Below are 22,119 nucleotides of genomic sequence, written 5' to 3' on the forward strand. Positions count from 1 at the left end.
CTTGATCCGCGATGAACGCGGACATCCGACTCGGGCGGCCCACCGGCCGCTGGGTCCTCCTCGCCACGGTACTCGGCTCCGGCCTCGCCTCGATCGACGCGACGGTGGTCAACATCGCGCTGCCCCGGCTCGGCGAGGAGCTGCACGCCGGCGCCGCCGCGCTGCAGTGGACCGTGAACGGCTACACGCTCAGCCTGGCCGCGCTGATCCTGCTCGGCGGCTCGCTCGGCGACCACTACGGCCGGCGTACCGTCTTCGTGCTCGGCGTCGGCTGGTTCGCGCTCGCGTCACTGCTCTGCGGCCTCGCGCCGAACGTGGAGACGCTGATCGCCGCCCGCGTGCTCCAGGGCATCGGCGGCGCGCTGCTCACCCCGGGCTCGCTGGCGATCCTGGAGGCGGTGTTCGCGCGCGAGGACCGGGCGAAGGCGATCGGCGCCTGGTCCGGACTCGGCGGCGTGGCCGGCGCGATCGGCCCGTTCCTCGGCGGCTGGCTGGTCGAGGTCGCCAGCTGGCGCTGGGTCTTCCTGATCAACGTGCCGCTCGCGGTGCTGGTCATCCTGGTCGCGCTGCGGCACGTGCCGGAGACCCGGGACACGGACGCGCCGCGCGGCCTGGACCTCGCCGGGGCGGTGGTCGGCGCGGCCGGGCTCGGCGGCCTCACGTACGGCTTCACCGCCTGGCCCACGCTCGGCGGCGGCCACCCGGTCGTGCTCGGCACGCTCGCGCTCGGCGTCGCCGGCCTGGCCGGGTTCGTGCTGGTCGAGCGCCGGTCGCCGCATCCGATGCTGCCGCTGACCGTGTTCTCCTCGCGCGCGTTCTCCGCGACCAACCTGGCCACGTTCGCGGTGTACGCGGCCAACGGCGGCGTGTTCCTGCTGGTCGTGCTCAACCTTCAGGTGGTGGCCGGGTTCAGCCCGCTCGCCGCCGGCACCGCGATGCTGCCGGTGACCGCGCTGATGCTGGTGCTGTCGTCCCGGGCCGGGGCGCTCGCGGAGCGGATCGGCCCGCGTCTGCCGATGACCCTGGGCCCGCTGATCTGCGCGGTCGCGCTGGTGCTGTTCGCGCGGGTCGGGCCGGACGCCGACTACCCGCGCGACGTGCTGCCGCCCGTGCTGGTGCTCGGGCTCGGCCTCTCCGCGACCGTGGCGCCGCTCACCGCGACCGCGCTCGGCTCGGTCGACTCCCGGTACGCGGGCGTGGCCAGCGGCGTGAACAACGCGGTGGCGCGCGCGGCCGGGCTGCTGGCCGTGGCCGTGCTGCCGCTCGCGGCCGGGATCGGGACCGGGAGCCTGACCGACCCGGTCGCGCTGGCGCCCACGTACCGCTGGTCCATGTGGATCTGCGCGGGGCTGATGGCCGCCGGCGCGCTGATCGCGTTCCTGGGCGTGCCGGGCCGCGCCCGCACGGCGGACACGCCGGTTCGGACGCACTGCGCGGTGGCGGACACACCGCTACACCCCGCGGAGAAGCTCTGAGAGGCTTGTCTTCCCACACCGTGCGACCTCCGGGAGTCTGATCGATGACCAACGCCCTCTTCCTGCGCGAGTTCTTCCGCTCGCCCGCGCGCACCGGGGCGATCGCACCCAGCTCGCGCCGGCTCGGCGAGGCGGTCGTCGCACCGATCCCGGAGAGGGGGGACCCGGTCGTGGTCGAGCTGGGGCCCGGCACCGGCGCGTTCACCACGGTCATCCAGGAGAAGCTGGCCGGTCGCGGCCGGCACCTCGCCATCGAGCTGAACCCCACGCTGGCCGCGCACATCGCGGCGCGGCACCCCGGCGTGGAGGTGCTCAACGACAACGCCGCCGACCTGCCGCGACTGCTGGCCGAGCGCGGCGTGCAGCGGGCGGACGTGGTGATCAGCGGGCTGCCGTGGGCGTCGTTCCCGGTCAGCGCGCAGCGGTCGATCCTCGCCGCGGTGCACGCCACGCTCAGCCCGACCGGCGCGTTCACCACGTTCGCGTACACGATGGCGGCCTGGACCCCGGCGGCCCGCCGGTTCCGCGGCATGCTGCGGGAGTCGTTCGAGGAGGTCGTGCTGGGCCGCACCATCACGGCCAACCTGCCGCCCGCGTTCGTCTACCACGCCCGCCGCCCGCGCGGCGCCGCCTGACCACGCCGGGTTCGCCGTCACCTGACCGTGCCGGTGCCGCGCGTCCCCCGGCGGGCGGCACCGTCCACGGCCATTCCTCGGGCGCCGCGCACCACGCTCGCACCCGAAATTTCACCATATAGGCCTCCGGTTCCCCTCAGCACCGCTTCCCTGAGAGATCCCCGGCCGCTACAACCGAACGGCAACCGTTCGCAACCCGTCCCGCACCCGAGCGATTCGAGAGTTTCCCCTGGCCAGCGAGCCACGACTTCCAGGGGGAACGCAGATGAGCACCACGACGACGATCGCGCCCGCACCGATGAGCGACCGGGACCGCGAGGACCTGATCCGCGGGAACATGCCCCTGGTCGGTCACCTGGTCCGCGAGATGCTCGGCCGGGTCCCGGCCCACGTCAACCGCGACGACCTCACCTCCGCCGGACTGGCCGCGCTGGTCACCGCGGCCCGCGGCTTCGACCCGGAGCGCGGCATCCCGTTCCACCGGTTCGCCGCCACCCGCATTCGCGGCGCGCTCCTCGACGAGTTGCGCGGCCTGGACTGGGCATCCCGCTCGGTCCGGCACCGCGCCCGCCAGACCGACGTGGCCCGCCAGCACCTGACCGCGCTGCTCGGACGCACGCCCACCGCGCGCGAGCTGGCCGAGCACCTGGGCATCCCGGTCTCGGAGATCGCCTCGGTCGAGGACGACGTGCAGCGCGCCGTGGTGCTCTCGCTGCAGGGCTTCACCTCGGGCAGCGCCGAGGACATCGTCCCGGAGCCGACCATGGGCCCGGAGGAACTGCTCGTCCACCGCGAGCGGATCGGCTACCTGCACAACGCGATCGAGGCGCTGCCGGAGCGCCTGCGCACCGTGGTCACCCGGTACTTCCTGAACGACGAGCCGATGGCCGTCATCGCGGCCGAGCTGGGCGTCACCGAGTCGCGGATCTCACAGCTGCGCGCGGAGGCGCTCACGCTGCTCAAGGACGGCCTGAACAGCCACCTCGACCCCGACCAGGTCACGGTCGACGGCCGGCCGGACGGGTGCGTGGCCCGGCGCCGCGCCAGCTACTTCGCGCAGATCGGCAGCAGGGGTACGCTCTCCAGCCGGCTGGCCCACACCAACCATCACGGCCTGCCGTTGAGCCGCGCCGCGTAAGGCGTCTCGCACACCGGCGAACATCACCGCCCGACCTGTGGGGTAATCGGAAGAGCCGACCACCAAACATGTGTATGGTGCAAGCAAATCGATCTCCAGGAGAACGCGTGAGCGCCTCTGCCACCACCCCCGCCCCGCCGGCCGCCGAAGGCGACTTCACCCACCGCCAGATCATGACGATCCTGGCCGGCCTGATGATGGGCATGTTCCTGGCCGCGCTGGACCAGACCATCGTCGCCACCGCGATCCGGACCATCGCCGACGACCTGCACGGCTTCTCCGTCCAGGCCTGGGCCACCACCGCGTTCCTGATCACGTCCACGATCTCGACGCCGCTCTACGGCAAGCTCTCCGACATCTACGGCCGGCGCCGGTTCTTCCTGGCCGCGATCGGCATCTTCGTGGTCGGCTCCGCGCTGTGCGGCATGGCCGGCGACATGTACCAGCTGGCCGCGTACCGTGCGGTCCAGGGCATCGGCGCCGGCGGCCTGATGTCACTGGCGCTGGCGATCATCGGTGACATCGTGCCGCCCCGCGAGCGTGCCAAGTACCAGGGCTACTTCCTGGCCGTCTTCGGCAGCGCCAGCGTGCTCGGCCCGGTGCTCGGCGGCCTGTTCGCCGAGGCCGACGACGTCTTCGGCATCGCCGGCTGGCGCTACATCTTCTACATCAACGTACCGCTGGGCCTGCTCGCCATGGCCGTCGTCGCGCGCGTGCTGCACCTGCCGCACCACCGCACCGACCACCGCATCGACTGGCCCGGCGCGCTCGCGCTCATCGTCGGCCTGGTCCCGCTGCTCACCGTGGCCGAGCAGGGCCGCGACTGGGGCTGGGACTCGCCGCGCGCCATCCTCTGCTACGTCGTCGGCGTGGTCGGCCTGGTCGCGTTCGTCCTCGTGGAGCGCGCCTACCGGGACGAGGCCCTGCTCCCGCTGCGCCTGTTCCGCAACCGTACGTTCGGCGTCGGCGCGGCCAGCAGCTTCGTGGTCGGCATGGCCATGTTCGGCGGCCTGATGATGGTGCCGCTCTACCTGCAGATCGTGAAGGGCTCGTCCCCCATGGTCGCCGGCCTCCAGATGATCCCGTTCGTGCTCGGCATCATGGCCGGCTCCATCCTGTTCGGCCAGATCATCTTCCGGACCGGCCGCTACCGCTTCATCCCGATCGTCGGCTCCGCGCTGATGTTGATCGCGCTCTTCCTGTTCTCCCTGATCACCGCGGACACGCCGCTCCCCGCGACGATGGCCATCATGCTGCTGATGGGCCTCGGCCTCGGCGGCAACATGCAGCCCATAGTCACCGCCGTGCAGAACGCGGTCTCCCCGCGCGAGATCGGCACCGCCACCTCGGCCGTCACGTTCTTCCGTCAGATGGGCGGCACGCTCGGCACCGCGGTCTTCCTCTCGGTGCTCTTCGCCGCCGTACCCGGCAGGATCCGCGACGCCTTCACCTCGGCCCAGTCCTCCCCCGAGTTCCAGCAGGCCCTCCGCGACCACCCCGATCAGGCCCAGGCACTCCAGGCCGGCCAGTCCACCGAGGGCCTCAACGACACCTCGTTCATCAACACGCTCACCGACGTCATCGCCCACCCCTTCAAGGTCGGCTTCTCCGAGTCGATGAGCCTGGTCTTCCTCCTGGCCGCCATCATCATGATCGCCGGCCTCATCGTCGTCCTCTTCCTCCCCGAACTCCCCCTCCAGAACCGCTCCGCCGCCGCGGCCCGCGCCGCCGAGGCCGCCGAGGCCCGCGCCGCCGCCGAAACCCCGTGAGACCCCGCCCTTCCCCATCACCACCCGCACACTCCCGCGGGCGCTGCACCGGCTTCGCCGTGGTGCGGTGCCCGCGGCACTCCCGCGCCACCCCGGAGCCGGATGTTCCCGCTTCCGGCGTGGTGCGGCCCGCATGCTCCCGCGGGCAAACCCGCGGGAGCCTCCGACTCCGCTAGCGCCCCGCTCCGGAGCCGGTCCCGCACCACTCCCCGAAACCCCGCCGCCGGGTCACGTCGGATTCCCGAGACCTCGCCCGGCGCCGCGTCTCCCACGGACCGCACCGCGATTCCCGCCGCCGGCTCGTGCCGGACGTCGTCCCGATGGCCGACGCCGCACCGACCCGAACGGCACGAAACGCCCGACAGCTACCCTCGACGGCATGGCTGTTGTGAAGATCAACGCGATCGACGTCCCCGAGGGTGCCGGCCCCGAGTTGGAGAAGCGGTTCGCCGCGCGGAAGGGTGCCGTGGAGCACGCCAAAGGCTTCCTCGGCTTCGAGCTGCTGCGCCCGGTCGGCGGCGAGACGCGCTACTTCGTCTACACCAAGTGGGAGAGCGAGGAGGACTTCCAGGCCTGGTCGCAGGGCTCCGGCCGCGCCGCCCACGCCGGCGAGCGCGCCCGTCCCATGGCCGGCAGCGCCACCCTGCTGGAGTTCGAGGTGGTGCAGAGCGCCTAGGTGTGCTGTCCCGGGACGGCACACCTAAAGCCTGTATCGACCGGGCTGCGGCGTGGCCCAGGCGCCGCCTGGCCACACGGCGCGAAAGCCCACAGACAACACCGGTATGCCGACTTCCGCGCCGCACAGCCGGACCTTGCCTCGCTCCGGCCCTCACGTCGATACGGGCTCTAGGCGGACGCAGACCGCCGCTGCGCCGTCTCCAGCAGACGCTCCGCCACCACGCGCGGGCTGACCGCGAGCCGGGTGGCCGTCTCGTCGATGACCTCGAACGCCTCGGCCGGCCCGCACCCGCGCTGCGCCATGATCAGCCCGACCGCGTGGTTGACCGTGGCGTCGGACGTCTCCTGCGCGGCCAGCGGCACCGCCGCCTCCTCCGCCCGGCGCAGCACCTCCGCCAGCAGCAGCGCCGCCTGCCCGGCGATGGCCATGGCCGCGACCGTCCGCCGCGGCCCGGCCGCGTCGGGCTCGGCGAGGTAGAGCGTGAGCGCGCCCACCGCGTCGCGGCCCACGTCGATCGGCAGCGCGATCGCGGTACGCAGCCCGGTCCCGACCGCCGCCGGCTGGAGCGCCGGCCAGCGCTCGTCGACGTGCAGGTCGGCGCTGACCACCGGCTCACGCGTGCGGATCGCGTCCAGCGACGGCCCGGCCGCCTCGTCCTGCTGCACGTCGTCGATCTTGCGTCGGCCGCTGTCCGACGCGACCGAGACGGCCGGACGCCCCTCCGTGATCAGCAGCACCGAACAGTGCGCGACGCCCGGCACCGCGAAGGCCGCGAACCGGGCAAGGTCGGCGAGCGCGGCCTCGATCCCGGTCGCCCCCAGCAGCATCGCGGTGAGCTCGTGCAACAGCCCGACCAGCTCCACGCTGTGCGGCCCGGACGCGCCCGGATCGCAGGACCCGGTGGGATCAGCGGGCTCGGCTCCATCGTCGTCGACGGCGAAAATCACCCGGCAACGTTACCAGCGCTCCCGGCCCACCGCGGGGCCTGTGATCGACATCTGTGACCGGATCGCGGGTTTCAATGTCCGGTGCTTTCATAGCGGCGTACCCCCCGGTGGTAGATCTGGACCGCGAGGAACACGCAGGCCGCGGCCACCACCGGCGCCACCAGCGCGACCCAGCCGTGCCCGGCCGGATCGAGCAGCCACGAGACCGGGAAGAACGCGGTGAACGCGAACGGCACGATCAGCGTCAGCACGCCGCGCACGGCGAGACCGTAGATGGTCAGCGGGTACCGCGCGAGCGTACCCATCTGATTGATCGCCATCGCGAAGCCGGAGTGCGGCGAGTTCAGCCAGAACGACGCCGCGGTGCTGGCCGCCAGGACCGAGATCCGGACGGCGAACCCGCACGCCAGCAGCACCAAACCGACCAGCACGGTCAGCGGTGACCAGGCGATGTCCACGTGCCACAGCCCCCAGGCGATCATGCAGACCGCGACCGTGACGTCACCGAACCCCTGCATGCCCACATAGGACCCGGAGACCTGGAGCATCACCGGGTACGGACGGACCAGCGCGTAGTCCAGCTCGCCCTGGTTGACCAGCCACGCGGTGCGCCACAGCCCGTCGAAGAACAGCGGCGCCAGCCCGAAGACGAACGACGCGAACCCGTAGAGCAGTACCGCCTCCTCGAACGTCCAGCCACGCAGCGCCGGCACCTGCGCGAACACCGCACCGAGGAAGGCGAGCCCGACCAGTTGCTGCAGCAGCCCGGCGACCACCAGCAGCCAGAAGTCGGCCTCGTACTCCATCATGCTGCGCACGTGCGCGCCCAGCCCGCGCCGATAGATCCACAGGATTCGGGTCAGCTCAGCCACCGTGCACCGTCAGCTTCCGGATCGCGAACCGCCAGGCCACGCGCGCCCCGCACCACAGCGCGACCGTCCAGACCACCTGCATGAGGATCAGCCGCACCGCCGTCGTGCCGGTCGCCGCGCCCACGAAGATCAGTGCCGGCGTGGACACCACGCTGGCGAACGGCGTGAGCGCGGACAGCACCTGCAACCAGCCCGGCAGCAGCGCGATCGGCACCAGCGCGCCGGACAGCAGCGCCGAGATCGTCTCTCGCGCCCAGAACAGGCCCACGTAGTTCTGCGTGTAGAAACAGAGCGTGCAGGTCAGGTAGATGATGACGAACTTGAGCGGCACCAGTGACACCAGCGACGCCGCGAACAGCAGCGCCTGCGTGCCGCCCGGCACCGGCACCGGCCCGGTGACCAGCACCACGCCGGTCACCACCAGCGCCACGGAGAGCACCTCCATCCCGACGCCGCCGAGCGACTCCGCGAACCGGGACCGCTGGTAGTCGACCGGCTTGACCAGGTCCAGCGCCACCCGCCCGTCCAGAATCCGGTTCGCCATCCGGAAGTCCCCGTACGCGGTCAGCAGCGCCCCGGTCCCGAACGTGACCAGCAGGTACGCGCGCATCTGCGGCCAGTCCAGCCCGCCCAGCGCCCGCCCGCCGGCCAGCATCGCGCCCCAGATCGCGGACAGCGCCACCAGCGGCACGACGCTGCCGACCACGTTGAGCCAGAACGCCATCCGGTACGCGAGCACGGAGCGCGCGGAGTTCCGCAGCAACGCCACGTACGCGGTCATGCCAGCCTCAGCTCCCCGGCGTACACCTTGCGCACCACGTCCTCGATCGCGGGCTCGTCGATGCGCAACTCCACCACCTCGGCCAGCGGCAGCACCGCGGAGATCACCGCGCCGGCGGTCTGCCGGAAGCGGTCCACCGTGACGGTGAACTCGCCCGGCCCCTCGCCGGCCACCACCCGCGCGTCCGGCAGGCAGCCGGCCACGGACGCCAGCGGCACCGCCGACGCCAGTTGCAGGTGGATGTGCCGCTCGCGGGCGAAGTCGTCCTTCACCGCGGCCAGCGCGCCGTCGTAGATCACCCGCCCGTGGTCGATGATCACCAGTCGTTCGCAGACGTCCTCGATGTCGCCCAGGTCGTGCGTGGTGAGCATGATCGTGGTGCCCTCGTCGCGTAGCTGCCGGAGGAACTCGCGCACCCGGTCCTTGACCGCGATGTCCAGCCCGATCGTCGGCTCGTCCAGGTACGCGATCCGCGGCCCGTGCAGCAGCGCCGCCGCCAGGTCCGCGCGCATCCGCTGGCCGAGCGACAGCTTCCGGGCCACGACCGGCAGAATCTCGCCGAGCCCGAGCACCGCGTCGAACCGCTCCATCCGGGTGCGGTAGTCGCGCGCGCTCACCCCGTACATGTCGCGCAGCAGCGTGAACGACTCGCGCACCGGCAGGTCCCACCAGAGCTGGCTGCGCTGGCCGAACAGCACGCCGACCTGCCGCGCGTTCGCGATCCGGTCCCGGTGCGGGGAGAGCCCGGCCACCCGTACGTCCCCGCTGGTGGGCACGATGATCCCGGCCAGCAGCTTGACCGTGGTGGACTTGCCCGCGCCGTTCGGTCCCACGTACGCCACCGCCTCGCCCGGCTCGATGCGCAGGTCCACGCCGTCCACGGCCGTCACGTCCCGATGCCGCGGCGCGACCAGGTGGCGCAGCGCGCCGCGGAAGCCGGGGTCCTTCACCGGCCGGCGGAAGATCTTCACGAGCCCGGACGCCTCAACCAGTGACATGCACCGATGTTCGCAAATCAGGGCGCAGCGGTCGACGCGATTTAAATCCCGGGAAGAACCTCCGATTCAGAAGATCGCTGTGTTACGGATGGACGACGAACCGACGACATCGGAGGTGGCCAGCGTGAGCCAGACAGTCCGCGGGGTGATCGCCCGCGCGAGGAACGCCGAGGTGGAGGTCGTCCCGATCGTCGTGCCCGACCCGGGCCCCGGCGAGGCGGTGGTGAAGATCCAGACGTGCGGCGTCTGCCACACCGACCTGCACTACAAGCAGGGCGGCATCAACGACGACTTCCCGTTCCTGCTCGGCCACGAGGCGGCCGGCACGGTCGAGTCGGTCGGCCCGGACGTCACCGAGGTGGCCCCCGGCGACTTCGTGGTGCTCAACTGGCGCGCCGTCTGCGGTGCCTGCCGCGCCTGCCGCCGCGGAAAGCCGTGGTACTGCTTCGCCACCCACAACGCGACCCAGCCGATGACGCTGGAGGACGGCACCCGGCTCTCCCCCGCGCTCGGCATCGGCGCGTTCATCGAGAAGACGCTGGTCGCGGCCGGTCAGTGCACGAAGGTCGACCCGGCGGCCCGCCCGGCCGCGGTCGGCCTGCTCGGCTGCGGCGTGATGGCCGGCATCGGCGCCGCACTCAACACCGGCGGCGTGCAGCGCGGCGACTCGGTCGCGGTGATCGGCTGCGGCGGCGTCGGTGACGGCGCGGTCGCGGGCGCGGCGCTGGCCGGCGCCACCACGATCATCGCGGTGGACACCGACGACCGGAAGCTGGACTGGGCGAAGCGGTTCGGCGCCACCCACACGGTCAACGCGCGCGAGGGCGACGTGGTCGAGGCGATCCAGCGGCTGACCGGCGGCTTCGGCGCGGACGTGGTGATCGACGCGGTCGGCCGCCCGGAGACCTGGAAGCAGGCGTTCTACGCCCGCGACCTGGCCGGCACCGTGGTGCTGGTCGGCGTGCCCACACCGGAGATGAAGATCCCCGAGATCCCGCTGCTGGACGTGTTCGGCCGCGGCGGCGCGCTCAAGTCCAGTTGGTACGGCGACTGCCTGCCCACCCGCGACTTCCCGATGCTGACCGAGCTGTACCGCCAGGGCCGCCTGGACCTGGACGCGTTCGTCAGCGAGGAGATCGGCCTGGAGCAGATCGAGGAGGCGTTCACCAAGATGCACCGCGGCGACGTACTCCGCTCGGTGGTGGTCCTGTGACCGCCCGGATCGACCACGCGGTCACGTCCGGCACGTTCTCGCTGGACGGCCAGACGTTCGACGTGGACAACAACGTCTGGATCGTCGGCGACGACACCGAGTGCGTGGTCATCGACGCGCCGCACGACGTCGACGCCATCCTCGCCGCGGTCGGCGGCCGCACCGTCCGGGCCATCCTGGCCACCCACGCCCACGACGACCACGTCCGCCAGGCCCCCGCGCTGGCCGCCGCCACCGGCGCCCCGATCCTGCTCCACCCGGACGACCGGCCGGTCTGGCAGCTCACCCACCCCGAGGTCACGCCGGACGCGCCGCTGGCCGACGGTCAGACGATCGAGGTCGCCGGCGTCACGCTGCACGTGCTGCACACGCCCGGCCACGCCCCCGGCGCCTGCTGCTTCCACGTGCCCGCGCTCGGTGCCGTCTTCACCGGCGACACGCTCTTCCAGGGCGGCCCCGGCGCCACCGGCCGCTCGTTCAGCGACTTCGACACCATCATCGAGTCGATCACGTCCAAGCTGCTGCCCCTCCCCCCGGAGACCGCGGTCCACACCGGCCACGGCGACAGCACCTCGATCGGCGCCGAGGCCCCGCACCTCGACGAATGGATCAAAAGAGGACACTAGGCCCGTCTTCTCCCGCTCCCGGCGTGGTCACCCCCGCGGGCACTGCACCAGCCCCGGGGGACGACCCCGGACCCCGACATTCCCGCTCCCGGCGTGGTCACCCCCGCATGCTCCCGCGGGCAAACCGCGCGGCGGCTCCGCCGCCGCTCCGACGCCGCGTCGGAGCCGGTTCCGGCCCACGCCGGGAAACCCCGCGAGGTCCGCCGTCGGTGACGACGGGCCTCGCGCCACAGGTCTCAGTCCGGCGGCTCCCCCGCCCCGGCCGCCTCCACGGACGTCCGGTGCTCGACGAACGAGTCCGGCGCCGCGGTGACGTCCGCGGTGCGCTCGTCCGACTCCAGCAGGATCTCCTCCGCCTGCGCCTCCACGTCGTCGCTGCCGACGCGGCGCTCCTCGGGCAGCAGTGAGGCCGCCCTGCTCTCCACCCGATCAGTCATGCTCGTTCAGTACCCGGACACCGCGTCTTCAGTCACGATCACGACCCTGATGGCAGACGGGGGCCGTGGAACGCGGTAAGGTGTCCGGCGTGACGAGGTCCTTTTATTGGTTTGGGTGGCCGGCCCTGAGCGCCGGTGACTCAGCTCTGACCTGACGTCACCACAGCCTTCAGAGAGCCGGCCGGGGCAGGGAGCTTCTTCCCTGCCCTTTTCGCATGCCACGACGCTGCCCGGCTCTCCAGGTCACCGGCCCTGGGGTTGCCGGTGAAAGGAACCGGAACGATGACGTCCTCACCACGGGTCACCGACCAGCGGATCGACCGGGTCGTCCCGCTGATGACCCCCGACCTGCTCCACCATCACCTGCCGCTGAGCGAGGAACTGGCCGACCGCGTGGTCGAGGGCCGCCGCGCGGTGGCCCGCGTCCTCGACGGCGAGGACGACCGCCTGCTGGTCGTGGTCGGCCCGTGCTCGGTGCACGACCCGGCCGCCGCGCTCGACTACGCGCGCCGGCTGCGCCCGGTCGCGGAGCGCCTCTCCGACGACCTGCTCGTGGTCATGCGCGTCTACTTCGAGAAGCCGCGCTCCACGGTCGGCTGGAAGGGCCTGATCAACGACCCGGCGCTGGACGGCTCCGGCGACGTCAACACCGGCCTGCGGGTCGCCCGCCAGCTGCTGCTGCAGGTGCTGGAGCTGGGCCTGCCGGTGGGTTGCGAGTTCCTGGACCCGATCACGCCGCAGTTCATCGCGGACACCGTGGCCTGGGGCGCGATCGGCGCACGGACCGTGGAGAGCCAGGTGCACCGGCAGCTGGCGTCCGGCCTGTCGATGCCGATCGGCATGAAGAACCGCCCGGACGGCGCGATCAGCACCGCGATCGACGCGATCAACGCCGCGAGCGTGCCGCACGTGTTCCCCGGCATCGCGATGTCCGGCACGCCCGCGATCCTGCACACGCGCGGCAACGCGGACTGCCACCTGGTGCTCCGCGGCGGCAACGACGGGCCGAACTACGACGCCGACTCGGTCGAGGGCGCGCTCGCGCTGCTGCGCAAGGCGGGCCTGCCGGAGCGGCTGGTCATCGACTGCAGCCACGCGAACAGCGGCAAGGACCACCGCCGTCAGCCGCTCGTGGCCGCGGACGTGGCGGAGCAGCTGACGGCCGGTCAGCGCGGCATCTCCGGCGTGATGCTGGAGTCGTTCCTGGAGCCGGGCCGGCAGGACCTGGACCCGACGCGCGAGCTGACCTACGGCCAGTCCGTCACCGACGCCTGCCTCGGCTGGGAGCAGACCGAATCGGTGCTGGACGTGCTGGCCGCCGCGGCCGCCGCCCGGCGCGCCGCGGTCGCGGTCGCCTGAACCGCGCCCCCGCATGACGCACGACGGCCGCACAACGGCCGCGGGTGACCGCCGAGCCCGGGGCCTACCGGCCCCGGGCAGCGACGACGCGAGTGCACCGGCCGGTGCACGTCCGCACAAGTCCGGGCCGGAAACGGCGACGCCCCCGCCGGGCGGACCCGACGGGGGCGTGCACTGAAGGAGGTGCCGGTGTGCCGGTCGCCTCTCGGCGAGTGGCGCGACGCGGCTCCAGCCGAACGGTATTCCGCGAAGGCTAATTAGGTGAGGCCCGGGGACACTGCGCACACCGACACCCGTCTCAACCATCGGCCATCGGAGCGTGTTCCTGAGGCCGATGTATCGGGCATCACACGATCAGCCGTCCCGCAGCCGCTGCGGGTCCACCTCGCGGCCCGGGTGCCGGGTGAGGTACTCGGTCTCCAGGTCCGCGGTGCGGCGCAGGTGGGTGGCGAGCGCCGCGTCGGATGCGTGCCGCAGCGTGTCCAGCCGGGTGCGGTGCAGGCTGGCCATCTCCCGGGTGAGGTCCTCGTCCGACAACTCGGCCGGGTCGATCCCGATCTCCTCGTACGAGTCGGCCGGTCCGGCCTGGCCGCGCAGGTGATCGCCGTCCCACTCGTCCACCCGCTGCTCGGGACTGGCCTCCGGCAGCGGCGTCTGCTCCGGAGTGGGCGGCCGATCGGGGTTCGGCTGGAATGCGGTGCCCGAGGCCGACGGCGAGCCGTCGCTGTAACGCACTGAGTCGGTCATCGTTGCCCCTCTCCTGTCGTGACAACGGTTGCCCGGACACCGCACCGCCAAACCTCCTACAGCCTGGCCTGCGCGTAGGCCGCGATCGCGTCCCGCGGGAACCCGGCCGGCCGGGAATGCCGCCGAGCCGCGCCCGGAAGTCCGGGCTGTCCACGTGGAGCCGCCCGAGTCCGGCGTAGGACGCACCGGCCCCGCTACTACGACGGCGCGTCGGAGACGACACGGCTGCCCGGTACGCTCGCTTGCATGAAGCGGCTCTGGACACCGCGGTGGATCGCGGTCCACCTCGCCACCGTGCTGCTCGTGATCGCGTTCCTCGCGCTGGGCTGGTGGCAGCTGACCCGCGCCGAGGCCGGCGGAAATCCCTCCAGCTGGGGATACATGCTGGAGTGGCCGGTCTTCGCCGCGTTCGTGATCTTCCTCTGGGCGCGCGAGGTCCGCGCGGTCCTGCGCCGCGACGCGCCCCCGGCTCCCGAGCCGGAACCCCAGGACCACAACCGTCTGGCGGTACGCCGCCCGGTGCGCACCGAGGCCGTCCGGCGCGCCACCGAGCGATCCGCCTACGGCCCCGCCCGCCCTCCGGCGGACGACTGACCATGCGACTATCCCGGCCCTCACGCCGGACGAAGGGAAGGCAGCGGTGCGCGGAGCACTGATCCGCTATCGGACGATCGCCTACATCGTGGGCGTCGTGCTGATCCTGCTCGTGGTGATCGGCATGCCGCTGAAGTACATCTGGGACCAGCCCGCCGTGGTCCAGGGCATCGGCCCCGCGCACGGCTTCCTCTACATGGTCTACCTGATCGCCGCGTTCGACCTGGGCCGCCGTGCCGGCTGGCCGCTGCGGCGCATGCTGCTGGTCATGCTGGCCGGCACCGTGCCGTTCCTGTCGTTCTACGCGGAGCGCGTGGTCACCACCCGCTGGGTCCCGCCGACGCCGGACCCGGCGGACCTCCCGGTCGCCTCGGACCGCCAGCCGACGCACTGATCTCGCCGGCCGTCGCCGGCGGGTCTACCCGGAAGACGCGACCGCCCGGCCGAGCAGCGGCTCGCCGGGCGGCGGTGTTCCGAGGGTGGTACGTCAGTGGGAGCCGAGGTCCCCGTCACGCACCGTGCGGACGAAGGCCTGCCAGGCCGGCCCCTCGAAGCTCAGACGCAGCTGGGGGCGGGTCGAGTTGCGGACCGCCATGCGGCCGCCGGGCGCCTCGGCCACCTCGAGGCAGGTGTGCGACTCGCAGCGGCTGCTCTTCCGCCACGCCATGTCACCCGCGGTCGACGTGATCATCTGTCACTCCAGTCCGGCGCGGGCAGCGTTGGCCGCGCACTATCGAAAAATATCGCATTAATTGAACAATTACTGCTTGAATACAAGATTCGAGCAAATGGGACCAACCGCGCGATGAACGCTCGATCGGACAGATGCCCGCGCGAGCGTAGCGTCCCGTCAGGCCCGGCACCAAGACCACTCCCGCGCCGTTCCACGCACTCTCCGTGACAAACGGCGCGGCCCGCCCCTGGTTACCGCGAAATATCCCCAGCTCACGCAATCCGGCTCACACCCGTTCGCGTGACGGCCGATCCCTACTCTTCCGGCCTGGAATATGCATCCATGCGCGAGTAACCTCTCAGTCACTGGCTCATTGACAGGAGGCCATCCGCCAGGTGGCAGCCGGCCAGGGCTGGATAGCCAGGTGGCAGCCGGCCAAGGCTAAGTGGCCGGGTGGCAGCCGGCCACGGCTGGATAGCCAGGTCGCATGTGGACCATGCAGGGCAGGCACATGGCACGTCGCAATATCAGGTCTGCCGGGTGACACCGACAAGCCGGTGCCCGCGAGGGCACCTCCCGGGCGGCCGTAAAGTAGCGGCCGTCACAGCGGGCGACGTGCCCGTGAGCGCAAGGAGGCGCCATGTCCACCGCCCACGGCCCTTCGGGCGGCCGGCGGCAGCTCCGGGCCCGGCTGCGCGCGGCGCGCGACGCGGCGGGGCTGACCCAGGAGCAGGCCGCCGAGGCGATGGACTGGTCCCTGTCGAAATTGATCCGCATCGAGGCCGGCACCGTCTCCATCTCGACGAATGATCTGAAGGCGCTGCTCCAGCACTACCGCGTCGACGATCCGGACGACGTCGCGGAGCTGCTCGGCCTGGCCCGGCTGGCCCGCCAGCGCGGCTGGTGGGTGCAGTACCGGGAGATCTTCGACCGCGAGCGCGCCTACTACGACTACGTCGGCCTGGAGGCGGAGGCCGCCACGCTGCGTGTCTTCCAGCCGATCGGCATGCCCGGCCTGCTCCAGACGGAGTCGTACGCGCGGGCGTACATCAGCGCCGCCGTGCCGTCCCAGGTCGAGCCGGACGACGTGGCGGTCCGCGTCGGCCTGCGCCTGCGCCGCCAGGAGGAGCTGTTCTCCCGCCCGGTCCCGCCGACGCTGCAGGTCGTGCTGGACGAGGCGAGCCTGCATCGTCACATCGGCGGCCGGCAGGTGCTGCGTGAGCAGCTGGAGCGGCTGCGCACCGACGGCACGAAAGATCACGTCACGCTGCAGATCCTGCCGTTCACGGCGGAGAGCTACGGCGCGACCGGGCAGTTCAACCTGCTCTCCTTCGAGGCCGGTACGCCGGACGTCGTCTACATCGAGTCGACGCCGACGGTCGCGCTGGTCGACCAGCCCGCGGAGGTCGAGACCTACCGGCAGACCTTCGCCCGACTGCAGAAGCTCGCACTCAACCCCAGCGAGTCCCTCGAAATGATCAACAAAATGGTCACCCAGATGGTCTGACCACCCCTAGTCAGGTGCGGCTACGCGATGACACACGATCAGAGCGAAGACCCAGGCCACGGACCACGGTCGACGAAGCGCACGGTTGCGGCGCGACAGGGCCCCTCGATGGGGCGGCGGCGCCTCAGCCACGCGCTGAAGGCGGCCCGGGAGGCGGCCGGCAAGACCCGCGCCGAGGTGGCGGCCGCCATGGACTGGTCGCTGTCGAAGGTGATTCGCATCGAGGCCGGCACCGTCGGCATTTCCACGATCGACGCCCGCGCGCTGACCGGGCTGTACGGCATCACCGAGCCCGACCGGGTGGAGGAGATCCTCGGCCTGGCCCGCAACTCGCGCCTGCGCACCTGGTGGTCGACGCTGCGCGACCGGGTCAACCCGTCCTACTACGCCTACATCGGGCTGGAGGACGAGAGCGTGGAGGTGCTTTACTTCGCCCCGACCACGCTGCCCACGCTGTTGCAGACCCGCGGCTTCGCGGCCGGCGGCGCGCCGGTGCGGCCGATGGACGAGGACGACCGGGACACCCGGATCAACGTGCGGCTCCGGCGCCAGGAGGAGATCCTCAACAAGAGGCGCCCGCCCCGGATCACCGCGATCATCGACGAGGCCGTGCTGCACCGGATCGCGCACGCGCCGAAGCGGGCGCCGGAGCAGCTCACCCACCTGGTCTCGCTGAGCGCGTCGCCGCACATCACGATCCAGGTGCTGCCGTTCAGCGCGGGCCCGCCGCCGGTGGTGGCGCCGTTCGCGATCCTGCAGTTCCCGGACCCGGAGGACGCGGACGTCATGTTCGTGGAGAACGCGGTCACCGACGAGGTCATCGACCGCCCCGAGGAGGTCCGGCCGTACCTCGACGTCTTCCGCGAGTTGCGGGACAAGGCGCTGGACCCGGCGGAGTCACTGGCGATGATCAAGGAAATCGTCGGCGGCGAATGACGAAGCGCCTTTCCGGCCGGAACCGCCAAAGGCGCCATGGTCATGGGCGCGCCCGGGGAAGCGCGCCCATGATCTCCCAATGTGGTCCGTGAACCAGCGGGCTATCTGAAGGGGTCGTGTCGTGCCGCCACACCCCGGTCCGGAATTGTCACTCGGGCACGGACATCGTGCTTCGACTCACATGCTGTACGGGTCGATCGACGACACCGGCGCCCGGACGGCACCGAGCTTCGCGACCTCCTGTGCGCGCACCAGTGCGCGGGAGATCTGGCCGTACTGCCTCTCGTTGTCGCTGACGAACAGCCGGACCGTCATGCCGTGGTAATCGCCCCAGAGTTCCCAGACGCGCGGCCGGGTGCGATTGCCGACCACGCCGAGCAGCATCGGCACCAGCGCCGCCGCGCCGAGCACGACGTAGGTGGCCGGGCCGAGCCCCTGGAGACCGTTGCCGAAGCTGAGTGCCGCGAAGACCGCCAGCAGGCTCACCCCTGAGGCGGCCACCGCACGCACCGTGAGCCGGTCGAATGGGCCTCGCACGGTGCGCAGCCCTGCCAGCTCGCTGGTCGGCCAGCGCCGGCCGCCGACCTCGAAGTACTCGGGGGTGACGATGACGTCGGCCGTCTCGAACGCCACCCGGGTGCTCGGCGCGGCACCGGGAGATACGTAGCGACGGGTTGAACGCGGCGAGTAACGAGCGCTATTCTCCATCGGAGTCCTCCTGCGGCTCTTTAGGAGTTGGTCTGTTGTTTACGGCGATCGCGGGTGGTGTTTCCGGTTGCCGCCGGTCACCACCCCGCGTCCGCCGCGGTGGCTTTCCCCGCCCCCGGGGAAAGACGATCTCCGGAGTCCTGTGGCGTGGACTCCGAGGATCACGTGATGCGTTAGCGCGCGCTGCGGGAAAATCGCCTGGGCTCCCGTGCCGAGAAGCGTCTCCCTTGCGGGAGAACCCTGAGACCTCCCCAATGGCCATACTCCCAACCGCACGCCACTAATGGGAAGGGGGCAATCTGCCACCTGGCAGATTTCCACCCGTCAGGGCTGCGCGGCAGACGATTTCCTGTGGCGTTTATACGCATTTGCCCGAGAAGTGGAACGGGAAGCGTCCGCAAGAACTCGCAAATTGCGTATTCCGCGCGTTCATCACCGCCGCCGCATCGATCAATTACTCCAAGAAGGCATTCCTTTACTCTCCGCTATCACGAAATTTGCCCCATTCTCGGCGAAAGCCCACAGATGACCGCCGTCACCCTTTCGATACTCCGATTTGGTCGTTACCGTGGGTGGGCCGGACCTGGTCCGCAGTCACTCCCCCCGGAATGACGCCAGCCCGGCGCCGCCGAATCGCCCGGCCTCGGCCGGCGGTGCACCCCCGCACCGTCCGGAATCGAGCCCGCCGATCGCCGGTCCTGCCGGGCCCACCCGGCGTGGCCCTCGAGCGGTGTTGCGGCGAACCGGGGACCCATCAGAGTCCCATCCGGGGTGAATCCGTGCGCACGCGCGGTAGGGCGTCCTTCTGGCCCGAATCCGTCAGCTAACCCGGTAGGCGGCAGGGAAGAAGGGTCCACCCCGTTGTCAGCTTCGCGTGCGATCCTGCGCGCCACCGTGCTGGCGGCCATCGCGGTCGGCGTTCTCGCGCCGGCCACCGCCGTCCACGCCGAGCCGTCCAGCGCCGACCTCACCAAGCAGATCGACAAGGCTTCCCACGAGCTGGAAGTCGTGATCGAGTCCTACAACAAGCTCAATGAGGAGCTGAAGGCCACCCAGGCCGCCGCGAAGCAGCTCAGCGACAAGACCGCCGCGCTCGAGGAGCAGGTCAAGGAGGCGAGCACCTCCGTCGGCCAGCTCGCCAATCGGGCCTACAAGTCCGGCCGCTTCGGCGAGGCGAACACGTTGCTCACGCTCACCGACAGCCAGGACCTGGTCGCCGGCCTCAGCGTGCTCGAGCAGCTCGCCGAGACGCGCAACGACGAGGTCGCCGTCTACACCGCCACCGAGGCGCAGTACGCCGAGGAGAAGGCCAAGCTCGACGCCGCCGAGAAGAAGCAGAAGGCGCAGCGGGACGAGGCCGCCAAGCGCCGGGCCGGCATCGAGGGCGAGCTGAAGAACCTGTACTCGCTGCGCAAGGCCGCGTACGGGCGGGAGCAGGAGGAGGCGGCCGCGCGGACGCCGGTGAACAACGGCGGCAACAACGGCGGCGGTGGCAGCAACGGCGGTGGTGGCAACAACGGTGGCGGCGCCGTCCCGAGCGCGCCCGCCGGGTCGAGCAGCGTGGTCCAGTTCGCCTACGCGCAGCTCGGCAAGCCGTACATCTACGGCTCCGCGGGCCCGAACGGATTCGACTGCTCCGGCCTGGTGAAGGCGGCGTGGGCGACGGCCGGCAAGTCGCTGCCGCACAACGCGGCCATGCAGTGGAACGTGGTGGCGCACATACCCGCCTCCGCGGTGAAGCCGGGCGACATGGTCTTCTACCGCGATCTGGCGCACGTCGCGATCGCCATCGGCGGCGGCAAGGTGATCCACGCGCCCCGGCCGGGCGAGGTGCTCACCATCGCACCGATCAACATGATGCCGCCGTACGGCTACGGCCGGGTCAGATAGGCGGCACGGCGCGAAAGGGCGGGTACCCCACGGGTGCCCGCCCTTTCTCACACCGCGGTGGCCTGCACCGGCACCCGCCCGCGCGTGCCCGGCCGCCAGGTGCGCCCGTTCGCGTAGACGATCCGGAAACCCAGGTAGGCGGCCAGCTCCCGCCACGGCCCGGAGCCCATCCGCTTCTCCGCCGCGTTCACCATCGCGCCGTTGGCCAGCACGTCCAGCAGTACGGTCTCGAACGCGGCCGAGTCCACCCAGTCGACCTCGCGGGTGTAGCCGCACACCATCGCGGCGCCGGAGACGTCCAGGAAGTCCAGCAGCGTGGCGTCCGAGGCCTTCAGCACGGAGCAGGACCCGAAGTAGAGGCGCTTGTCCTGGCAGCGCCCGGCCAGTTGCTCCGCCACGTCGTCCAGCTCGACCGCGGCCTTGTCGGTCAGGCACAGCCGGCCCGGCTCGCCGTGCATGGCGAAGAACCCCACGCGGTAGTCGCTGTACTGCTTCAGCAGCCACCGGTCGAGGAAGTAGCTCAGCTCCTCGGGGGTGGCCACGTCACGGTAGATGAACCGAATCCGGCGCAGGCGCTCCAGCAGTTCCAGCGTGGGGATGACGGAGCCTCGCTCGTAGAGGTCCCGGTGCCACTGACCCTCCACGCAGAAGATGCCGCCGCGCGCCACATCGCCTCCCCCGAGCTGTGGTTTCCCGTACCCCGCAGGCGACCCTACCCATCCCGCGCCGCCCTGCCCATCGCTGACGCGGTGGCCATCGCGACGCGACGCGGCCGCAGTGACGAACGCAACGGCCGGCCCCGGGGATCGGGACCGGCCGGTTCGTTCGTACCGCCGAGGGGTGTGGGGTTGTGGTCTAGGCCGCCTGGAGGCCCTCCGCGCGGGCCAGCTCGCGCAGCCGGCCGAGCGCCTGGATCTCCAGCTGGCGGATCCGCTCCCGGGAGAGCGAGAACCGCGAGGCCACCTCGGTCAGCGAGTGCTCACGGCCGTCCTCCAGGCCGTACCGCGCGCGCATGATGCCGGCGGAGCGGTCGTCGAGGTGGTTGAGCAGGCCCTCGATGCGCTGACGCTCCAGGCCGGTGAGCACGATCTCCTCCGGCGAGGGGGCGTCCGAGTCGGCGACCAGGTCGCCGAGGTTGGTGTCGCCGTCGTCGCCGACCGGGGTGTCCAGCGACACCGTGTCCTGCGACCAGCGGATCAGCTCCAGCACCCGCTCCACGGTCACGCCCAGCGCGGTCGCGATCTGCGCCGGCTCGGGGTCGGACCCCAGCTCGCGGGTGAGCTGGCGGGTGACGTTGCGCATGCGGTTGACGTCCTCCACCAGGTGGACGGGGAGCCGCACGGTGCGCTCCTGCTGCGCGATGGCGCGGCTGATCGCCTGGCGGATCCACCACGTGGCGTACGTCGAGAACTTGTAACCGCGCTCGTAGTCGAACTTCTCGACCGCGCGGACCAGGCCGGTGTTGCCCTCCTGGATCAGGTCGAGCATCGGCATGCCGGAGCGGACGTAACGCCGGGCGATCGAGACGACGAGCCGCAGGTTCGCGCGGATGAACTCGTCCTTGGCACGGTTACCCTCGACGATCAGGCGCTCGAGCTCCTCGCGGCTCACGCCGGCCGGGAGCTGGTCGCCGTCGAGCAGGTACTCCGCGTAGAGACCCGCCTCGATCGCCTTGGAGAGATCGACCTCACGCGCCGCGTCGAGCAGAGGTGTCCGGGAGATCTCGTGCAGGTAGACTCCGACGAGGTCGCGCTCCTCGGCAACCTCATCCGTTCGCAACACCATGCCTTTTTCCATGTCGCCCACGGTCCCCTCGTTGACCCCATTTGCCTTCTTACGGGCCGTCCCTGTATCCATCAGGCCCTCCCCGGTAATCTCCGCAATCCCCAGCGGTGGCCCCTCTAACAACGGCCTGCGCCCCCAGCTGATTCCGGCATTCGGATGTAATCTCGTCGTCATACGACGCTGTCACGAACGCCTGAATCCTGGCTGTGAGCGCGGTGCGTAGTTCCTGAATCGGCTCGGCTGGCGGGGGATGTAGTCGTTACCGGCCGGTCGATGCGCTCAACGGGTGCTTACCCCTGGCCCGTCAAATCACACCATCCGGGACAGTTGAGTCGCAGCGACCCACCTCA

General features: G+C 71.2%; 23 protein-coding genes and 1 riboswitch. Of the genes, 13 read left to right on the top strand and 10 right to left on the bottom strand.

The window, feature by feature from the left end:
* Positions 1–11 precede the first annotated feature (11 nt).
* The 5 genes from J2S41_RS27770 to J2S41_RS27790 all read left to right on the top strand — a co-directional run bounded on the left by J2S41_RS27770 (position 12) and on the right by J2S41_RS27790 (position 5,693).
* Positions 12–1,475 (top strand): MFS transporter, encoded by a 1,464-nt coding sequence (locus J2S41_RS27770; RefSeq protein WP_310371934.1) that lies wholly within the window; start codon positions 12–14, stop codon positions 1,473–1,475.
* A gap of 44 nt (positions 1,476–1,519) precedes the next feature.
* Positions 1,520–2,110 (top strand): class I SAM-dependent methyltransferase, encoded by a 591-nt coding sequence (locus J2S41_RS27775; RefSeq protein ID WP_310371936.1) that lies wholly within the window; start codon positions 1,520–1,522, stop codon positions 2,108–2,110.
* A 265-nt stretch (positions 2,111–2,375) separates the two neighbouring features.
* On the top strand, positions 2,376–3,248 hold the full coding sequence (locus tag J2S41_RS27780; RefSeq protein WP_310371937.1) for a sigma-70 family RNA polymerase sigma factor: 873 nt from the start codon (positions 2,376–2,378) through the stop codon (positions 3,246–3,248).
* Positions 3,249–3,322: 74 nt separating this feature from the next.
* Positions 3,323–5,017: an MDR family MFS transporter gene (locus J2S41_RS27785; RefSeq protein WP_310371939.1), complete on the top strand. Its 1,695-nt coding sequence runs from the start codon at positions 3,323–3,325 to the stop codon at positions 5,015–5,017.
* Between the two features lie 379 nt (positions 5,018–5,396).
* Positions 5,397–5,693, top strand: a complete 297-nt coding sequence (locus tag J2S41_RS27790; RefSeq protein WP_310371941.1) for an antibiotic biosynthesis monooxygenase family protein — start codon at positions 5,397–5,399, stop codon at positions 5,691–5,693.
* Between the two features lie 170 nt (positions 5,694–5,863).
* On the opposite strand, the gene J2S41_RS27795 is transcribed toward J2S41_RS27790, so the two are convergent.
* The 4 genes from J2S41_RS27795 to J2S41_RS27810 form a co-directional block, all read right to left on the bottom strand.
* Positions 5,864–6,643, bottom strand: a complete 780-nt coding sequence (locus J2S41_RS27795; RefSeq protein ID WP_310371942.1) for a GAF and ANTAR domain-containing protein — start codon at positions 6,641–6,643, stop codon at positions 5,864–5,866.
* 71 nt (positions 6,644–6,714) lie between these two features.
* Positions 6,715–7,515, bottom strand: coding sequence for an ABC transporter permease (locus J2S41_RS27800; RefSeq protein WP_310371944.1), 801 nt, complete (start codon positions 7,513–7,515; stop codon positions 6,715–6,717).
* Entirely contained in the window at positions 7,508–8,296 is a 789-nt protein-coding gene (locus J2S41_RS27805) for an ABC transporter permease (protein WP_310371946.1), read from the bottom strand. Before J2S41_RS27805 ends, J2S41_RS27800 begins: the two co-directional genes overlap by 8 nt.
* Positions 8,293–9,294: an ABC transporter ATP-binding protein gene (locus tag J2S41_RS27810; RefSeq protein ID WP_310371947.1), complete on the bottom strand. Its 1,002-nt coding sequence runs from the start codon at positions 9,292–9,294 to the stop codon at positions 8,293–8,295. Before J2S41_RS27810 ends, J2S41_RS27805 begins: the two co-directional genes overlap by 4 nt.
* Before the next feature lie 124 nt (positions 9,295–9,418).
* On the opposite strand from J2S41_RS27810, the gene J2S41_RS27815 reads away from it, so the two are divergent.
* Both J2S41_RS27815 and J2S41_RS27820 read left to right on the top strand, forming a co-directional pair.
* The gene (locus tag J2S41_RS27815; RefSeq protein ID WP_310371948.1) at positions 9,419–10,507 is read left to right on the top strand and encodes an S-(hydroxymethyl)mycothiol dehydrogenase; all 1,089 of its coding nucleotides are present in this window, start codon (positions 9,419–9,421) and stop codon (positions 10,505–10,507) included.
* Positions 10,504–11,133 (top strand): MBL fold metallo-hydrolase, encoded by a 630-nt coding sequence (locus J2S41_RS27820; RefSeq protein ID WP_310371949.1) that lies wholly within the window; start codon positions 10,504–10,506, stop codon positions 11,131–11,133. Before J2S41_RS27815 ends, J2S41_RS27820 begins: the two co-directional genes overlap by 4 nt.
* A 236-nt stretch (positions 11,134–11,369) precedes the next feature.
* Here J2S41_RS27820 and J2S41_RS27825 read toward each other — a convergent pair whose 3' ends face one another.
* A complete protein-coding gene (locus J2S41_RS27825) occupies positions 11,370–11,570 on the bottom strand; it encodes a hypothetical protein (protein WP_310371950.1) in 201 nt (66 codons plus the stop codon).
* A gap of 282 nt (positions 11,571–11,852) precedes the next feature.
* On the opposite strand from J2S41_RS27825, the gene J2S41_RS27830 reads away from it, so the two are divergent.
* Entirely contained in the window at positions 11,853–12,929 is a 1,077-nt protein-coding gene (locus J2S41_RS27830) for a 3-deoxy-7-phosphoheptulonate synthase (RefSeq protein ID WP_310371951.1), read from the top strand.
* Positions 12,930–13,283: 354 nt separating this feature from the next.
* On the opposite strand, the gene J2S41_RS27835 is transcribed toward J2S41_RS27830, so the two are convergent.
* Entirely contained in the window at positions 13,284–13,577 is a 294-nt protein-coding gene (locus J2S41_RS27835; RefSeq protein ID WP_310376568.1) for a DUF6158 family protein, read from the bottom strand.
* Between the two features lie 345 nt (positions 13,578–13,922).
* Here J2S41_RS27835 and J2S41_RS39945 point away from each other — a divergent pair, with 345 nt between their 5' ends.
* Together J2S41_RS39945 and J2S41_RS27845 are read left to right on the top strand one after the other, a co-directional pair.
* Positions 13,923–14,270, top strand: a complete 348-nt coding sequence (locus J2S41_RS39945) for a hypothetical protein (RefSeq protein WP_374728173.1) — start codon at positions 13,923–13,925, stop codon at positions 14,268–14,270.
* Between the two features lie 46 nt (positions 14,271–14,316).
* Entirely contained in the window at positions 14,317–14,664 is a 348-nt protein-coding gene (locus tag J2S41_RS27845) for a DUF3817 domain-containing protein (protein WP_310371953.1), read from the top strand.
* 93 nt (positions 14,665–14,757) lie between these two features.
* Here J2S41_RS27845 and J2S41_RS27850 read toward each other — a convergent pair whose 3' ends face one another.
* Entirely contained in the window at positions 14,758–14,961 is a 204-nt protein-coding gene (locus tag J2S41_RS27850; protein ID WP_310371954.1) for a DUF397 domain-containing protein, read from the bottom strand.
* A 622-nt stretch (positions 14,962–15,583) separates the two neighbouring features.
* On the opposite strand from J2S41_RS27850, the gene J2S41_RS27855 reads away from it, so the two are divergent.
* Together J2S41_RS27855 and J2S41_RS27860 are read left to right on the top strand one after the other, a co-directional pair.
* Entirely contained in the window at positions 15,584–16,450 is an 867-nt protein-coding gene (locus J2S41_RS27855) for a helix-turn-helix domain-containing protein (protein ID WP_310371955.1), read from the top strand.
* Between the two features lie 108 nt (positions 16,451–16,558).
* Complete coding sequence (locus J2S41_RS27860; protein WP_310371957.1) at positions 16,559–17,386, top strand: helix-turn-helix domain-containing protein; 828 nt, start codon at positions 16,559–16,561, stop codon at positions 17,384–17,386.
* A gap of 177 nt (positions 17,387–17,563) precedes the next feature.
* On the opposite strand, the gene J2S41_RS27865 is transcribed toward J2S41_RS27860, so the two are convergent.
* Positions 17,564–18,019, bottom strand: a complete 456-nt coding sequence (locus tag J2S41_RS27865) for a DUF6232 family protein (protein WP_310371958.1) — start codon at positions 18,017–18,019, stop codon at positions 17,564–17,566.
* Between the two features lie 783 nt (positions 18,020–18,802).
* Positions 18,803–18,947, top strand: a riboswitch (cyclic di-AMP (ydaO/yuaA leader).
* An 8-nt stretch (positions 18,948–18,955) separates the two neighbouring features.
* On the opposite strand from J2S41_RS27865, the gene J2S41_RS27870 reads away from it, so the two are divergent.
* On the top strand, positions 18,956–19,984 hold the full coding sequence (locus tag J2S41_RS27870) for a C40 family peptidase (protein WP_310371960.1): 1,029 nt from the start codon (positions 18,956–18,958) through the stop codon (positions 19,982–19,984).
* A gap of 47 nt (positions 19,985–20,031) precedes the next feature.
* Here the strand turns inward: J2S41_RS27870 and J2S41_RS27875 are convergent, their stop codons facing one another.
* Together J2S41_RS27875 and J2S41_RS27880 are read right to left on the bottom strand one after the other, a co-directional pair.
* Positions 20,032–20,652 carry a DUF6642 family protein gene (locus J2S41_RS27875; RefSeq protein WP_310371963.1) on the bottom strand — a complete coding sequence of 207 codons (621 nt, stop codon included), beginning with the start codon at positions 20,650–20,652 and terminating at the stop codon, positions 20,032–20,034.
* 187 nt (positions 20,653–20,839) lie between these two features.
* Positions 20,840–21,781 carry a sigma-70 family RNA polymerase sigma factor gene (locus J2S41_RS27880; RefSeq protein ID WP_374728174.1) on the bottom strand — a complete coding sequence of 314 codons (942 nt, stop codon included), beginning with the start codon at positions 21,779–21,781 and terminating at the stop codon, positions 20,840–20,842.
* Between the last annotated feature and the right edge of the window lie 338 nt (positions 21,782–22,119).

Source organism: Catenuloplanes atrovinosus, from assembly GCF_031458235.1.
In the GTDB taxonomy this organism is placed as follows: Bacteria; Actinomycetota; Actinomycetes; order Mycobacteriales; family Micromonosporaceae; genus Catenuloplanes; species Catenuloplanes atrovinosus.

What these genes read in the sequence shown, in the direction of transcription:
- J2S41_RS27770 (WP_310371934.1), top strand. Translation starts at nt 12, where the DNA reads ATGAACGCGGACATCCGACTCGGGCGGCCCACCGGCCGCTGGGTCCTC.
- J2S41_RS27775 (WP_310371936.1), top strand. Translation starts at nt 1,520, where the DNA reads ATGACCAACGCCCTCTTCCTGCGCGAGTTCTTCCGCTCGCCCGCGCGC.
- J2S41_RS27780 (WP_310371937.1), top strand. Translation starts at nt 2,376, where the DNA reads ATGAGCACCACGACGACGATCGCGCCCGCACCGATGAGCGACCGGGAC.
- J2S41_RS27785 (WP_310371939.1), top strand. Translation starts at nt 3,323, where the DNA reads ATGGTGCAAGCAAATCGATCTCCAGGAGAACGCGTGAGCGCCTCTGCC.
- J2S41_RS27790 (WP_310371941.1), top strand. Translation starts at nt 5,397, where the DNA reads ATGGCTGTTGTGAAGATCAACGCGATCGACGTCCCCGAGGGTGCCGGC.
- J2S41_RS27805 (WP_310371946.1), bottom strand. Translation starts at nt 8,296, where the DNA reads ATGACCGCGTACGTGGCGTTGCTGCGGAACTCCGCGCGCTCCGTGCTC.
- J2S41_RS27810 (WP_310371947.1), bottom strand. Translation starts at nt 9,294, where the DNA reads ATGTCACTGGTTGAGGCGTCCGGGCTCGTGAAGATCTTCCGCCGGCCG.
- J2S41_RS27825 (WP_310371950.1), bottom strand. Translation starts at nt 11,570, where the DNA reads ATGACTGATCGGGTGGAGAGCAGGGCGGCCTCACTGCTGCCCGAGGAG.
- J2S41_RS27830 (WP_310371951.1), top strand. Translation starts at nt 11,853, where the DNA reads ATGACGTCCTCACCACGGGTCACCGACCAGCGGATCGACCGGGTCGTC.
- J2S41_RS39945 (WP_374728173.1), top strand. Translation starts at nt 13,923, where the DNA reads ATGAAGCGGCTCTGGACACCGCGGTGGATCGCGGTCCACCTCGCCACC.
- J2S41_RS27850 (WP_310371954.1), bottom strand. Translation starts at nt 14,961, where the DNA reads ATGATCACGTCGACCGCGGGTGACATGGCGTGGCGGAAGAGCAGCCGC.
- J2S41_RS27855 (WP_310371955.1), top strand. Translation starts at nt 15,584, where the DNA reads ATGTCCACCGCCCACGGCCCTTCGGGCGGCCGGCGGCAGCTCCGGGCC.
- J2S41_RS27860 (WP_310371957.1), top strand. Translation starts at nt 16,559, where the DNA reads ATGGGGCGGCGGCGCCTCAGCCACGCGCTGAAGGCGGCCCGGGAGGCG.
- J2S41_RS27880 (WP_374728174.1), bottom strand. Translation starts at nt 21,781, where the DNA reads ATGGAAAAAGGCATGGTGTTGCGAACGGATGAGGTTGCCGAGGAGCGC.